Origin of the sequence: Arthrobacter sp. zg-Y1110 (genome assembly GCF_025244865.1) — a bacterium.
In the GTDB taxonomy this organism is placed as follows: domain Bacteria; phylum Actinomycetota; class Actinomycetes; order Actinomycetales; family Micrococcaceae; genus Arthrobacter_B.
Window position 1 is genome coordinate 1,804,126 of sequence record NZ_CP104272.1, and the last position, 12,874, is coordinate 1,816,999.

Sequence of the window (12,874 nt, forward strand, 5' to 3'; positions counted from 1 at the left end):
CCCCATGCCGCCGTCCGGGGCCGGCGAAAGGCGAACGTAGGATGGAGACGTGGCAGATCCAGCAACCTACCGGCCGAAAACAGGGGAGATCCCCACGGCACCGGGCGTATACCGCTTCCGGGACGAGCACGGCCGGGTCATCTATGTGGGCAAGGCGAAGAACCTCCGCTCCCGCCTGAACTCCTATTTTGCGAACCCGCGCGGGCTGATGCCCAAGACCCGGGCCATGGTGCATACCGCGGCCGGCGTCGAGTGGACGGTGGTCGGCACCGAACTCGAAGCGCTGCAGCTCGAATACACCTGGATCAAGGAATTCAATCCCCGGTTCAACATCATGTTCCGGGACGACAAGTCCTACCCCTACCTGGCAGTGACCATGGGGGAGAAGTACCCCCGCGCCCAGGTCATGCGCGGGGACCGGCGCAAGGACACCCGCTACTTCGGCCCGTTCTATCCGGCCAAGGCAATCCGCGAAACCCTGGACACACTGCTCCGGGTCTTCCCCGTCCGTACCTGCAGCAGCGGCGTCTTCAAGCGCGCAGAGCGCACGGGCAGACCGTGCCTGCTCGGCTACATCGACAAGTGCTCCGCCCCCTGCGTCGGACGGATCAGCCCGGAGGACCACCGCGAACTGGCCGCGGAACTCTGCGACTTCATGGCCGGCGAGGGCAAGCGCTTCATCTCCAGCCTCGAGAAGGAAATGCAGGCCGCCGTCGCCGAACTGGACTACGAAACCGCCGCCCGGCTCCGCGACGACGTCTCGGCCCTGCGGAAAGTATTCGAACGCAACAACGTGGTCCTAAGCGAAGACACCGACGCCGACATCTTCGCGCTGGAGGAAGACGAACTCGAGGCGTCGGCCCAGGTGTTCCATGTCCGCGGCGGACGCATCCGCGGCCAGCGCGGCTGGGTCGTGGAAAAGGTCGAGGACAACGACACCGCCGACCTCGTGGAGCACCTGATCCAGCAGGTCTACGGCGAGGCGAACTCGACCGACCGCATTCCGCGCCAGGTCCTCGTCCCGGTGCTGCCGCCTAACGCGGAGGAGCTGGCCGAATGGCTGGGCGGGCTGCGCGGCGCCCGGGTGGACATCCGGGTGCCCATGCGCGGAGACAAGAAGGCGCTCATGGAGACCGTTGCCCGCAACGCCGCGGATGCCCTGCGGCTGCACAAGAGCCGCCGGGCCGGGGACATCACCACCCGCTCCGCCGCCCTGCAGGAACTGCAGGAGGCCCTGGACCTGCCCTCGCCGCCGCTGCGTATCGAGTGCTACGACATTTCCCATGTGCAGGGCACCAATGTGGTGGCCTCCATGGTGGTGGCCGAAGACGGCCTGCCGAAGAAATCGGACTACCGCAAGTTCTCGATCACCGGCGACGCCGCCCGGGACGACACGTCCTCCATGTACAACGTCATTTCCCGCCGTTTCCGCAATTACCTCGCGGAGAACGCGGATCCCGCCGCCGATCCCGATGCCCCGGTGGACCTGCCGGACGAGCGCGGCGGCGACGGCGACGTCCAGCCGTTGACGGACACACTCACCCCTGCGCCCAAGGCAAAGTTCGCCTACCCGCCGAACCTGGTGGTGGTGGACGGCGGCCAGCCCCAGGTCGCGGCGGCGTCGAAGGCCCTCGCGGATCTGGGCATCACCGATGTGCAGGTGGTCGGACTGGCCAAGCGCCTCGAGGAGGTCTGGGTTCCGGACAGCGACTTCCCGGTGATCCTCCCGCGCGCCTCCGAGGCACTGTTCCTGCTCCAGCGCGTCCGGGACGAGGCGCACCGCTTCGCCATCACCTTCCACCGGCAGAAGCGGGGCAAGTCCATGACCGCGTCACTGCTCGATGAGGTGCCCGGACTGGGACCGTCGAAGCGGCAGGCACTGCTTAAGCACTTCGGCTCCGTGAAGAAACTGCGTGCCGCGACCGAGGAGGAACTCCTGGAGGTGCCGGGCATCGGTCCGGCCATGGCCGCCAACCTGCGCAGCCGCCTGGCGGACAAGGAAACGGCGGGAGTTCCGGCGGTCAATATGGCCACCGGCGAAATCCTGGAAACTTAGTTAGGCTTGGGAACCGGCGTGTCGGCTTCGAACCGTTCGGAGTTCTTCGAAAAGCAGGACAATCAGGATGGGATCACAGTAATGACGCAAGAGGACGGCTTGACCGTAGTCAAACCGGAGGAATCGGAGCTGCTCGTAGTTACGGGCATGTCCGGCGCCGGGCGCAGTACCGCCGCCAATGCGTTGGAAGACCACGGCTGGTACGTCGTCGAGAACCTGCCTCCGATGATGCTTGGTACCCTCACCGAGCTGGTCTCCCGGATGCCGCAGTCCATTCCGAAGCTGGCCGTGGTGGTCGACGTCCGCAGCAAGGAACTCTTCCAGGACATCCGCGAAGCCCTGCGCAACCTGCGTGCCGCCGGCGTCACCTACCGCCTGCTGTTCCTCGACGCCGATGATTCCACCCTGGTCCGGCGCTTTGAACAGGGACGACGCCCCCATCCGCTGCAGGCCGACGGCAGCATCCTGGACGGCATCGCCGCCGAACGCGAGGTCCTGACGGAGCTGAGGGAGTCCTCCGACATCGTCCTGGATACGTCCAAGCTGAATGTCCACGCTCTGGCCACCGCCGTCACGGAGCTGTTCACGGAGTCCGGCCCGATTGTGCTGCGCCTGAACGTGATGAGCTTCGGTTTCAAATACGGACTGCCGGTGGACGCGAACTACGTTGCCGACGTCCGCTTCATCCCCAACCCGCACTGGGTCCCGCAGCTGCGCCCGCACACCGGGCTGGACGAAGACGTCCGCGACTACGTCCTGCAGGCCAAGGGCACCGCGGAGTTCCTGGACCGTTACGTCGACGCCCTGGAGCCCGTCATTGACGGCTACCGCCGGGAAAACAAGCACTACGCCACGATCGCCGTCGGCTGCACCGGCGGCAAGCACCGCTCCGTTGCCGTCACGGAGGAACTGGCCAAGCGCCTGGCCCAGCTTCCGCACGTGACGGTCAGCTCCCACCACCGGGATCTGGGGCGCGAGTAATGTCCTTCCTCACCGGACCCCTGCCCCTGATTCCGGAGGGGAAGGGACGTGAGAGCGGGAGCGGGAGCGGATCGATCGTCGCGCTCGGCGGCGGCCACGGGCTGTCCGCCTCCCTCTCGGCCCTCCGCCTGCTCACCACCGACCTCACCGCCATCGTTACGGTGGCGGACGACGGCGGCTCCTCCGGCCGCCTCCGCCGGGAACTGGGCGTCCTTCCGCCCGGGGACCTGCGGATGGCCCTGGCGGCGCTCTGCGACGACACTGACTGGGGACGCACCTGGCGTGACGTCATGCAGCACCGCTTCCGGTCCCAGCCCGGTGTCGAAGGCTCGCTGGATGACCATGCCCTCGGCAACCTGCTGATTGTCACGCTGTGGGAGCTGCTGGGGGATCCCGTCGCCGGACTCCAGTGGGCCGGCGCCCTGTTGGGTGCCCGCGGCCAGGTGCTGCCGATGTCCACCCTGCCGCTGACCATTGAAGGTGACGTCCTTCGGCGCACAGCCGACGGAGACCTGCTCGAGACCATCAGCGGCCAGGCCAGCCTCGCCGCTGCCGGCTCCCGCAGCAACGTCAGCGACGTCCGGCTGCTGCCCGTCGACGCCCCGGCCTGCCCGGCCGCGCTGGAAGCAATCGATCTGGCTGACTGGGTGGTCCTGGGGCCCGGCTCCTGGTACACGTCGGTCCTGCCGCACCTGATGCTGCCGCAGCTTAGGGACGCGTTGTGCGCCACATCCGCCAAACGCTGCCTGACCATGAACCTCAGCAATGAAACAACCGAAACATCCGGGATGACCGCCGTCGACCACTTGGCCGTTATCCGCCGCTACGCGCCGGAGTTCAAGGTGGATGCCGTGCTGGTGGATCCGTCGGTGGTGGCGGACAAAGCGGCCTTCGAGGATGCTGTAGCAGAACTGGGCGGCCGTCCGGTCTTCGGTAAGGTGGGGGCAGCGTCGGGGCGTCCGATCCATGATCCGCTCCGCCTCGCGACCGCCTTCCACGATATTTTTGGGGAGAATTAGGAGTGTATTTGTGGCGTTAACCGCAGCTGTAAAAGAGGAACTGTCGCGTCTGGACGTGAAGAAATCCTCAGTCCGCAAGGCCGAGGTGTCGGCAATGCTGCGTTTTGCCGGCGGCCTGCACATCATTTCCGGACGGATAGTCATCGAAGCCGAGGTAGACCTCGCGTCGACTGCCCGACGGCTGCGTGCAGCCATTGCCGAGGTCTACGGCCACGCCAGCGACATCATTGTGGTGTCCGGCGGGGGACTGCGCCGCGGCAACCGATACGTGGTTCGAGTGGTCAAGGACGGCGAATCACTCGCCCGGCAGACCGGCCTCCTGGATGCCCGCGGGCGTCCGGTGCGCGGGCTGCCCTCCGTCGTGGTGAACGGTTCCGCGGCCGATGCGGAGGCCGTCTGGCGGGGAGCCTTCCTCGCCCACGGTTCCCTCACCGAACCCGGACGGTCCTCCTCGCTTGAAGTCACCTGCCCGGGACCTGAAGCTGCCCTGGCCCTGGTCGGATCCGCCCGCCGGATCGGCATCGCCGCCAAGGCACGCGAGGTGCGCGGCGTGGACCGCGTGGTGATCCGCGACGGCGACACCATCGCCGCCCTGCTCACCCGGATGGGTGCGCATGACGCGCTCATGGTGTGGGAAGAGCGCCGGATGCGCAAGGAAGTACGCGCCACGGCGAACCGGCTTGCCAACTTCGACGACGCCAACCTCCGCCGCTCCGCGCAGGCCGCCGTCGCGGCCGGTGCCCGGGTGGAGCGCGCCCTGGAGATCCTCGGCGAGGACGTCCCGGAGCACCTGCGCTACGCCGGCGAACTGCGCGTGGCCCATAAGCAGGCCAGCCTGGACGAGCTCGGCCACCTGGCCGACCCGCCCATGACCAAGGACGCCATTGCCGGGCGGATCCGGCGGCTGCTGGCCATGGCTGACAAGCGGGCAGCGGAATTGGGTATTCCGGGTACTGAGTCGAGCGTCACTCCGGAAATGTTGGACGAATAGCGTTATTGCATAGGATGGAAGCCTGCTGCCTTTCGGCGGCACAACGAGTTTCCGGACGGGAATTCCGTCCGGAACATTGATCCGACACCAACGGAGGATTTTTCGTGAACGAATACACACTGCCGGAACTGCCGTACGATTACGCGGCCCTTGAGCCGCATATTTCCGCACGCATCATGGAGCTGCACCACGACAAGCACCACGCCACCTACGTGGCCGGCGCCAACACCGCCCTGGCCCAGATGGCAGAGGCACGCGAAAAGGGCGAGTTCGGCACCATCGGCAAGCTCTCCAAGGATCTGGCCTTCCACCTGGGCGGCCACACCAACCACAGCATCTTCTGGAACAACATGTCTCCGGACGGGGGCGACAAGCCCGAGGGCGAACTGGCAGCCGCCATCGATGAGTTCTTCGGATCCTTCGACGGTTTCCGCGGCCAGTTCACTGCCGTGGCGAACTCCATCCAGGGCTCCGGCTGGTCCATCCTGGCCTACGAACCGCTGGGCAAGAACCTCGTCATCGAGCAGCTCTACGACCAGCAGGGCAACATCCCGGTGGGCACCATCCCGCTGCTGATGCTCGACATGTGGGAGCACTCCTACTACCTGGACTACGCCAACGTTAAGGGCGACTACGTCAAGGCCTGGTGGAACATCGTGAACTGGGCCGATGTCGCCGCGCGTTTCGACGCCGCCCGCACCGGCGCCAAGAGCCTGATCGTCCCGGCTTAGTCTTGAGCCCCTGCCGCACATTTGTGCGGGTGCCCCGGTCCCTACGGAGACTGTGACGCGTAAGATAAATCCGTAGGTCCGGTCCCGCCCGGTGCTTTCGGGCACCGGCGGGACGGGGCCACGGCGCCGCGGCCGGAAGGGTTTCCCAAGCGGAAGTGTCAGGCCGCAGTCAGTCCGGTGGCTTCTTACCATGAGGTCACGCAGCTCTCGATTGAACCCCTACTCAAGGAGACAGAACAGTGACTACTCGTGTTGGAATCAACGGATTCGGGCGTATCGGCCGCAACTACTTCCGGGCGGCCCTGGAGCAGAACGCCGACCTCGACATCGTCGCGGTAAATGACCTCACCAGCCCCGAGACCCTCGCCCACCTCCTCAAGTACGATTCCGTCACCGGACGCCTGGGCGCCGACGTCAAAGTCAGCGAGGGCAACATCGTCGTCGGGGGCAAGACCATCCGTGTACTGGCCGAGCGGGATCCCTCGAACCTCCCCTGGCGCGATCTCGGCGTGGATGTCGTCATTGAGTCCACCGGATTCTTCACCAAGGCCGAGGACGCCAGGAAGCACATCGACGCCGGCGCCAAGAAGGTCCTGATCTCCGCGCCGGGCAAGGGCGCCGACCTCACGGTTGTGATGGGGGTCAACGACGGCGACTACGACCCGGCGTCGCACAACATCATCTCCAACGCCTCCTGCACCACCAACTGCCTCGGCCCGCTGGCCATGGTCCTGCATGAGGCGTTCGGCATTGAACGCGGCCTGATGACCACCGTCCACGCCTACACCGCCGACCAGAACCTGCAGGACGGCCCGCACCGCGACCTCCGCCGCGCCCGTGCCGCAGCCCTGAACATCGTGCCGACCACCACGGGCGCCGCCAAGGCCATCGGCCTGGTCCTGCCGGCCCTCGACGGCAAACTGGACGGCTTCGCGCTGCGCGTGCCGGTACCCACCGGTTCGGTCACCGACCTCACCGTGACAGTTTCCAAGGAGGCCACGGTGGAACAGATCAACGATGTCTACAAGACCGCGGGCAACGGACCGCTGGCAGGCATCCTGCGCTACACCGACGAGCCGATTGTCTCTTCCGACATTGTCACCGATCCTGCCTCGTGCATCTTCGACTCCGGCCTGACCCGCGTTATGGGGAACCAGGTGAAGGTCGTGGGCTGGTACGACAACGAGTGGGGCTACTCCTGCCGTCTCGTGGACCTCACCAAGCTTGTTGGCTCAAAGCTTTAATCAACCAAGTACGCAAAGGTAGACATGACTGTCAAAACTCTCCCCGACCTGATCAGCGAAGGCGTTGACGGCAGGTACGTCCTCGTCCGCTCCGACCTGAACGTCCCGCTCGACGACGGCCGGGTTACCGACGACGGACGCATCCGGGCGTCGATTCCCACCCTGCAGACCCTCGTGGAGCACGGTGCCAAGGTCATTGTGATGGCCCACCTCGGCCGCCCGAAGGGCAAGCCGGATGAGAAGTACTCGCTGCGTCCCGCCGTCGACCGCCTCGCCGAACTGTCCCCGTTCCCGGTGGAGTTCGCCGACGACGTGGTGGGCGACAGCGCCCGCGAACTGGCATCCTCGCTTGCCGCCGGTTCTGTCCTGGTGCTGCAGAACATCCGCTTCGATCCGCGCGAGACCTCCAAGGACGACGCGGAACGCCAGGCGCTGGCAGGGGAGCTGGCAGCCCTGACCGGCGGCAACGGCGCGTATGTGGACGATGCTTTCGGTGCCGTGCACCGCAAGCACGCCAGCGTTTACGACGTTGCCGAGGCGCTGCCTGCCTACGAAGGAGGGTTGGTGCACACCGAGGTCGAGGTCCTCAAGCGCCTCACCGAGAACCCGGAGAAGCCCTACGTGGTGGTTCTGGGCGGCTCCAAGGTGTCCGACAAGCTGGCAGTGATCGAAAACCTGATGGACCGGGCCGATTACCTGCTGGTGGGCGGCGGCATGGTCTTTACCTTCCTGGCCGCACAGGGCCACAAGGTCGGCGCATCCCTGCTCGAGGCAGACCAGATCGAAAACGTGAAGGGCTACCTGAACCGGGCCAAGGAGGTCGGCTGCGAGTTTGTGCTGCCCACCGACATTGTGGTGGCGGATAAGTTCGCTGCGGACGCCGACGTCGACACCGTTCCTGCCGAGGGCATGGAGGACAGCCGCTTCGGTGCTTCCGGCATCGGCCTGGATATCGGCCCCGATTCCGCTGCGGCCTTTGCCGAGCGGATCCGCCACGGCAAGACCATCTTCTGGAACGGCCCGATGGGCGTGTTCGAGTTCGAAGCCTTCGCCAACGGCACCCGTGCCGTGGCCCAGGCCTTGAAGGACTCCAGCGGCTTCAGCGTCGTCGGCGGCGGCGATTCAGCAGCGGCCGTCCGCAAGCTGGGCTTCTCGGAAGCCGACTTCGGGCATATCTCCACCGGCGGCGGCGCCAGCCTCGAGTATCTCGAAGGCAAGGCCCTTCCGGGCCTTACCGTCCTCGACAAGTAAAGCCAAAGGTGCGGGTCCGCTGTCCCAGCGGGCCCGCACCCGCATGTCCCATCCCGCCCGGCTCTTAGCGCCGGCGCACCGCGAGTAAGAAACCGGAGTAACCATGACTACCTCCACGAACGGCAAGTTCGACCGCACACCCCTGATCGCCGGCAACTGGAAGATGAACATGGACCACGTCCAGGGCATCACCCTCTTGCAGAAGCTGGCGTGGACGCTGAGCGACGCACGGCACGACTACGGCCGCGTGGAAGTTGTGGTGTTCCCTCCGTTCACCGACCTGCGCAGCACACAGACCCTGGTAGCGGGCGACAAGCTGAAGGTGGAATACGGCGCGCAGGACCTGTCGCCCAACGATTCCGGCGCATACACCGGTGACATCTCCGGCCAGTTCCTCGCCAAGCTCGGCTGCAGCTACGTCCTCGTAGGCCACAGCGAACGCCGGTCCGTCCACGGCGAGAGCGACGAGCTGCTGAACGAAAAGCTCAAGGCCGCCTACCGCCACAACCTCGTGCCCATCCTCTGCGTTGGCGAAGGGCTCGAAGTACGGCAGGCCGGGGATCACGTGATCCACACCCTCGAACAGGTCCGCAGGGACCTGGCAGGACTGGATGCCGAGCAGGTGTCCCGCCTCGTCATTGCCTACGAACCCATCTGGGCCATCGGCACCGGTGAAGTTGCCGGCCCCGAGGATGCCCAGGAAATGTGTGCCGCCATCCGTGCCGAAATCGCCGATCTGTATGACGATTCCGTTGCTGCCAAGACCCGCCTGCTCTACGGCGGCTCGGTCAAGGCCGCTAATGCAGCAAGCATTCTGGGGGAGCGGGACGTGGACGGCGTGCTGGTGGGCGGTGCCAGTTTGGATGTAGGCGAATTTGCTAATATTGTCAGGTTCGAACAACATCTGGTGACTGACTGAACTGCAGCTGAAGGGCGCCGCAGCGGCGTCTCCAATCCATGAGTCACCCGAAAGGCCGTAAGTGGAAATTCTGAAGATCGTCCTGCTGGTGCTCCTTGCGATCACGAGCCTGCTGCTGACGCTGCTCATCCTGCTCCACAAGGGCCGCGGCGGCGGCATGTCGGATATGTTCGGCGGCGGCATGACCAGCAGCCTCGGATCCTCCGGTGTTGCCGAAAAGAACTTGAACCGCTTTACGGTGGCGCTGGCGATCTCCTGGGGCGTGGTCATCGTGGCACTCGGGCTGATCCAGCGCTTCGCCGGCGAAGCGTAGGCAGCAGCGCAGCAATAGCTCCAAAGGAATGGCCCCCGGACGTGTCCGGGGGCCATTCCTTTTTAAGCGAGTCGGGCCTAGTCCTCGTCGCCGGCGTCGCGGTCGTCCGAATCGAAGAGCCGCTGGGACAGCTGCGATGCCGCGGCCTGGTCAATCAACCACCGGGTCTTGGTGCGGCCATGGGCACCCGCCGCCGGGACCTGGATTTCCCCCGCGCCGGCGAGGGCCAGGCCCACGGCACCGGCCTTGTCATTGCCGGCGACACCCAGCCAGACCTCGAAGGCCGTGTTGATGCTCTCCAGGGTGAGCGAGATCCGCTCGGGCGGCGGCTTGGGTGCATCACGGACGGCTACCGTGGTGGCGCCGACGGTCCGAACGCCCGGGGTTTCGGGGAAGAGGGACGCGATGTGCGCGTCCGGCCCTACCCCGAGCAGCAGGACGTCAAAGCGGGGGAGCCGCGGGTCGACAGGTTCGAACCCGGTTGCAAGGTGCTCGGCGGCAGCGGCGTCGGCCAGCTGCCGGGCATAGTCGGCTGCGGCGTCTTCCACCGTCTCCGCCTCATCGGCGGAAGCGACCGCGTGGATGCGGCCGGCCGGGACGCCAAGCGGATCCAGCATCGCCTGCCGCGCCTGCAGTGAGTTCAGCTCCGGATCGCCGGCCGGGAGGAACCGTTCATCGCCCCACCAGAAGTTGACCTTCGTCCAGTCCACCGCTGTCCGTGCCGGATTGGCCGTCACGGCCTCCAGCGTCGCGATGCCCACGGTTCCGCCCGTGAGCACCACGGTGGCCTCTCCGCGCCGGCTCTGGACGTCCACGAGCTTGGTGATCAGCCGCGCTGCCGTTGTGGACACGAGCGCCTGGGGATCCGGGTGGATGCTGACGCCTTTGGGGGAGTGCTTCATGCGTCCGCCCCTTCCTTGGACAGGCACGCGGCCAGTCCCTCGGTAAGTACTTCTCCGAACACCTCGTCCGGATCCAGCCGGCGCAGTTCCTCCGCCAGGCAGTCCCGCAGGGTGCGGCGCGGCAGTGAAATCTGCTGCTCCGGCTGCCCCGGCTGGGTCAGATGGGCGGTGACCTGGTCCGGGCGGGCCAGTTCCACGTCTCCGTCGCCGCGGCTAAACACTACCCTGTGGATGCCGGTTCCGGCTTCCCCTTCGATGATCTCCAGCGGTACTTTCAGTGCCTTTTTCAACCAGGCGGCCAGCAGGAAGGTGCTGGCCGAGTCTGAAGCGCCCTCGACGACGACGGACCGGACCTGGGCCGCTCCGCCACCGTCCAGGACGGCGGCCAGCTGGACGCGCCAATTCGTCAACCGGGTCCAGCTGAGGTCGGTATCCCCGGCAGCGTAGCTGTCCGCCAGGCCCAGCAGCGCCTTCTTCGGATCATCCTCGGTTGCTGCATCGGTAATCCGGCGGTGGGCAATGCAGCCCAGCGGTGTCTGCGCCGGATCGGAGGGAACTCCGTGCGGCCACCAGACCACTATGGGAGCGTCCGGCAGCAGCAGGGAAGACACCAGGGATTCGCTTTCGCCCGTAAGTTCGCCGTACCCGGACAGCACAATCACTTCCGAGGCACCGGCGTCGCCGCCCACCCGGATCTGCGCGTCAAGGCGGGTCTTCTCGTCCGGGCTGCCCTCGGCCAGCACGATGATGCGGCACGGGTGTTCCCTGCTGGCCTCGTTGGCGGCGGCGATGGCCTCCTCGACGAAGTCCGGCTGGGTATCCACCACCAGGGTCAGCACGCGGCCGAGGGTGACCACGCCGCCCCTTTCACGCATGGCGACTATTTCCTTGGACACCTTGGAGGTGGTGGTGTCCGGCAGTTCTACTATCACGGCCTTCTCCAGGTCCTTCCGTCTTGGGCGAGCAGCTCGTTGGCGGAGTCCGGCCCCCAGCTGCCGGGAGCGTAAGGCTCGGGCTGGGTGTCGAGCGACGCCCAGTATTCTTCGAAGGGATCCACGATCTTCCAGGACAGCTCGACTTCCTGGTGCCGGGGGAAGAGCGGAGGCTCACCCAACAGCACGTCCAGGATCAACCGTTCATAGGCCTCGGGGCTGGACTCGGTGAAGGAATGCCCGTAGCCGAAGTCCATGGAAACGTCGCGGACCTCCATCTGGGTACCCGGCACCTTGGAGCCGAAGCGGATGGTGGCACCTTCGTCCGGCTGGACACGGATGACCACGGCGTTCTGGCCGAAGTCGTCACCGTTGTGTTCGCGGAACAGCAGATTGGGGGAGCGCTTGAAGACGACGGCGATCTCGGTGACGCGCCGGCCCAGCCGTTTGCCGGCCCGCAGGTAGAACGGTGCTCCGGCCCATCGGCGGGTATTGATATCGAGCCGGATCGCGGCGAAGGTCTCGGTCTTGGAATCCGGGTTGAAGCCTTCTTCCTCCAGGAAACCGGTAACCTTCTCACCGCCCTGCCAGCCGCCTGTGTACTGCCCGCGGGCGGAACTGCGGGAGAGGTCCTCCGGCAGCCGGACGGCTGCCAGGACCTTTTCCTTTTCCGCGCGGAGGTGCTCCGCATTGAAGGAAATGGGTTCCTCCATGGCGGTCAGCGCCAAAAGCTGCAGCAGGTGGTTTTGGATCACGTCACGGGCGGCGCCCACGCCGTCGTAATAGCCCGCACGGCCGCCGATGCCGATGTCCTCGGCCATGGTGATCTGCACGTGGTCCACGTAGTTGGCGTTCCAGATCGGTTCGAACAGCTGGTTCGCGAAACGCAGCGCCAGGATGTTCTGGACCGTCTCCTTGCCCAAGTAGTGGTCGATGCGGAACACCGAATCGGCGGGGAACACCGATTCCACCACGTTGTTGAGTTCCCGGGCAGAGGCGAGGTCGTGGCCGAACGGCTTTTCGATGACCACCCGCCGCCACTTGCCCTCGGAGGTCTTGGCCAGTCCGTGTCCGGAAAGCTGCTGGCAGACCTCTTCAAAGGACTTGGGCGGCACTGAAAGGTAGAACGCGTGGTTGCCGCGGGTTCCGCGTCGTTCGTCCAGGTCCTCGAGGGTCGCCTTGAGGTCCTCGAAGGCTTCGTCGCTGTCGAATCCGCCTTCGACAAACCGGATGCCCTCTGCCAGCTGCTTCCACACGCCCTCATCGAAATCGGTCCGGGCATGTGCCTGCACCGATTCCTTCACCTGGGCGGCGAACTCCTCGTGGCTCCACGGCCGGCGGCCGAAGCCCACCAGCGAGAAGCTGGGCGGAAGCAGGCCGCGGTTGGCCAGGTCATAGACAGCCGGAATGAGCTTCTTCCGGGCCAGGTCTCCCGTCACGCCAAAGATCACCAGGGAGGACGGACCGGCGATCCGGCTCAGCCGGCGGTCCCGTGGATCCCGGAGCGGGTTGCCCTTCCTGGTCTTTCCCACGGC

12 protein-coding genes are annotated in these 12,874 nt (G+C 65.9%); 9 read left to right on the forward strand and 3 right to left on the reverse strand.

Annotated elements, in window-relative coordinates; all coding sequences use genetic code 11:
- Positions 1–49: 49 nt before the first annotated feature.
- From uvrC to secG, 9 genes are all read left to right on the forward strand, one after another.
- Positions 50–2,056: an excinuclease ABC subunit UvrC gene (uvrC, locus tag N2K99_RS08370; protein ID WP_227933488.1), complete on the forward strand. Its 2,007-nt coding sequence runs from the start codon at positions 50–52 to the stop codon at positions 2,054–2,056.
- 81 nt (positions 2,057–2,137) lie between these two features.
- A complete protein-coding gene (gene rapZ / locus N2K99_RS08375; RefSeq protein ID WP_227933489.1) occupies positions 2,138–3,037 on the forward strand; it encodes an RNase adapter RapZ in 900 nt (299 codons plus the stop codon).
- Entirely contained in the window at positions 3,037–4,056 is a 1,020-nt protein-coding gene (gene yvcK / locus N2K99_RS08380; protein ID WP_227921729.1) for a uridine diphosphate-N-acetylglucosamine-binding protein YvcK, read from the forward strand. The genes rapZ and yvcK overlap by 1 nt, the downstream gene beginning before the upstream one ends.
- Positions 4,057–4,066: 10 nt before the next feature.
- Positions 4,067–5,047 (forward strand): DNA-binding protein WhiA, encoded by a 981-nt coding sequence (whiA, locus tag N2K99_RS08385; protein WP_227921727.1) that lies wholly within the window; start codon positions 4,067–4,069, stop codon positions 5,045–5,047.
- Positions 5,048–5,151: 104 nt separating this feature from the next.
- Entirely contained in the window at positions 5,152–5,778 is a 627-nt protein-coding gene (locus tag N2K99_RS08390) for a superoxide dismutase (protein ID WP_227921726.1), read from the forward strand.
- Between the two features lie 239 nt (positions 5,779–6,017).
- Positions 6,018–7,022 carry a type I glyceraldehyde-3-phosphate dehydrogenase gene (gap, locus tag N2K99_RS08395; RefSeq protein WP_227921725.1) on the forward strand — a complete coding sequence of 335 codons (1,005 nt, stop codon included), beginning with the start codon at positions 6,018–6,020 and terminating at the stop codon, positions 7,020–7,022.
- Positions 7,023–7,046: 24 nt separating this feature from the next.
- A complete protein-coding gene (locus tag N2K99_RS08400) occupies positions 7,047–8,273 on the forward strand; it encodes a phosphoglycerate kinase (protein WP_227933490.1) in 1,227 nt (408 codons plus the stop codon).
- A gap of 103 nt (positions 8,274–8,376) precedes the next feature.
- A complete protein-coding gene (gene tpiA / locus N2K99_RS08405; RefSeq protein ID WP_227921721.1) occupies positions 8,377–9,192 on the forward strand; it encodes a triose-phosphate isomerase in 816 nt (271 codons plus the stop codon).
- A gap of 61 nt (positions 9,193–9,253) precedes the next feature.
- Positions 9,254–9,505, forward strand: coding sequence for a preprotein translocase subunit SecG (gene secG / locus N2K99_RS08410; RefSeq protein ID WP_227921719.1), 252 nt, complete (start codon positions 9,254–9,256; stop codon positions 9,503–9,505).
- A 77-nt stretch (positions 9,506–9,582) separates the two neighbouring features.
- Here secG and pgl read toward each other — a convergent pair whose 3' ends face one another.
- The 3 genes from pgl to zwf are packed head-to-tail and all read right to left on the reverse strand — an operon-like array spanning position 9,583 to position 12,871.
- A complete protein-coding gene (gene pgl / locus N2K99_RS08415; RefSeq protein ID WP_227933491.1) occupies positions 9,583–10,407 on the reverse strand; it encodes a 6-phosphogluconolactonase in 825 nt (274 codons plus the stop codon).
- The gene (locus N2K99_RS08420; RefSeq protein ID WP_227921716.1) at positions 10,404–11,339 is read right to left on the reverse strand and encodes a glucose-6-phosphate dehydrogenase assembly protein OpcA; all 936 of its coding nucleotides are present in this window, start codon (positions 11,337–11,339) and stop codon (positions 10,404–10,406) included. The genes pgl and N2K99_RS08420 overlap by 4 nt, the downstream gene beginning before the upstream one ends.
- Positions 11,336–12,871 (reverse strand): glucose-6-phosphate dehydrogenase, encoded by a 1,536-nt coding sequence (gene zwf, locus N2K99_RS08425; RefSeq protein ID WP_227921715.1) that lies wholly within the window; start codon positions 12,869–12,871, stop codon positions 11,336–11,338. The genes N2K99_RS08420 and zwf overlap by 4 nt, the downstream gene beginning before the upstream one ends.
- Positions 12,872–12,874 lie beyond the last annotated feature (3 nt).

Coding starts and splice junctions, on each gene's coding strand:
- rapZ (WP_227933489.1), top strand. CDS start 2,138: ATGACGCAAGAGGACGGCTTGACCGTAGTCAAACCGGAGGAATCGGAG.
- yvcK (WP_227921729.1), top strand. CDS start 3,037: ATGTCCTTCCTCACCGGACCCCTGCCCCTGATTCCGGAGGGGAAGGGA.
- N2K99_RS08400 (WP_227933490.1), top strand. CDS start 7,047: ATGACTGTCAAAACTCTCCCCGACCTGATCAGCGAAGGCGTTGACGGC.
- tpiA (WP_227921721.1), top strand. CDS start 8,377: ATGACTACCTCCACGAACGGCAAGTTCGACCGCACACCCCTGATCGCC.
- pgl (WP_227933491.1), bottom strand. CDS start 10,407: ATGAAGCACTCCCCCAAAGGCGTCAGCATCCACCCGGATCCCCAGGCG.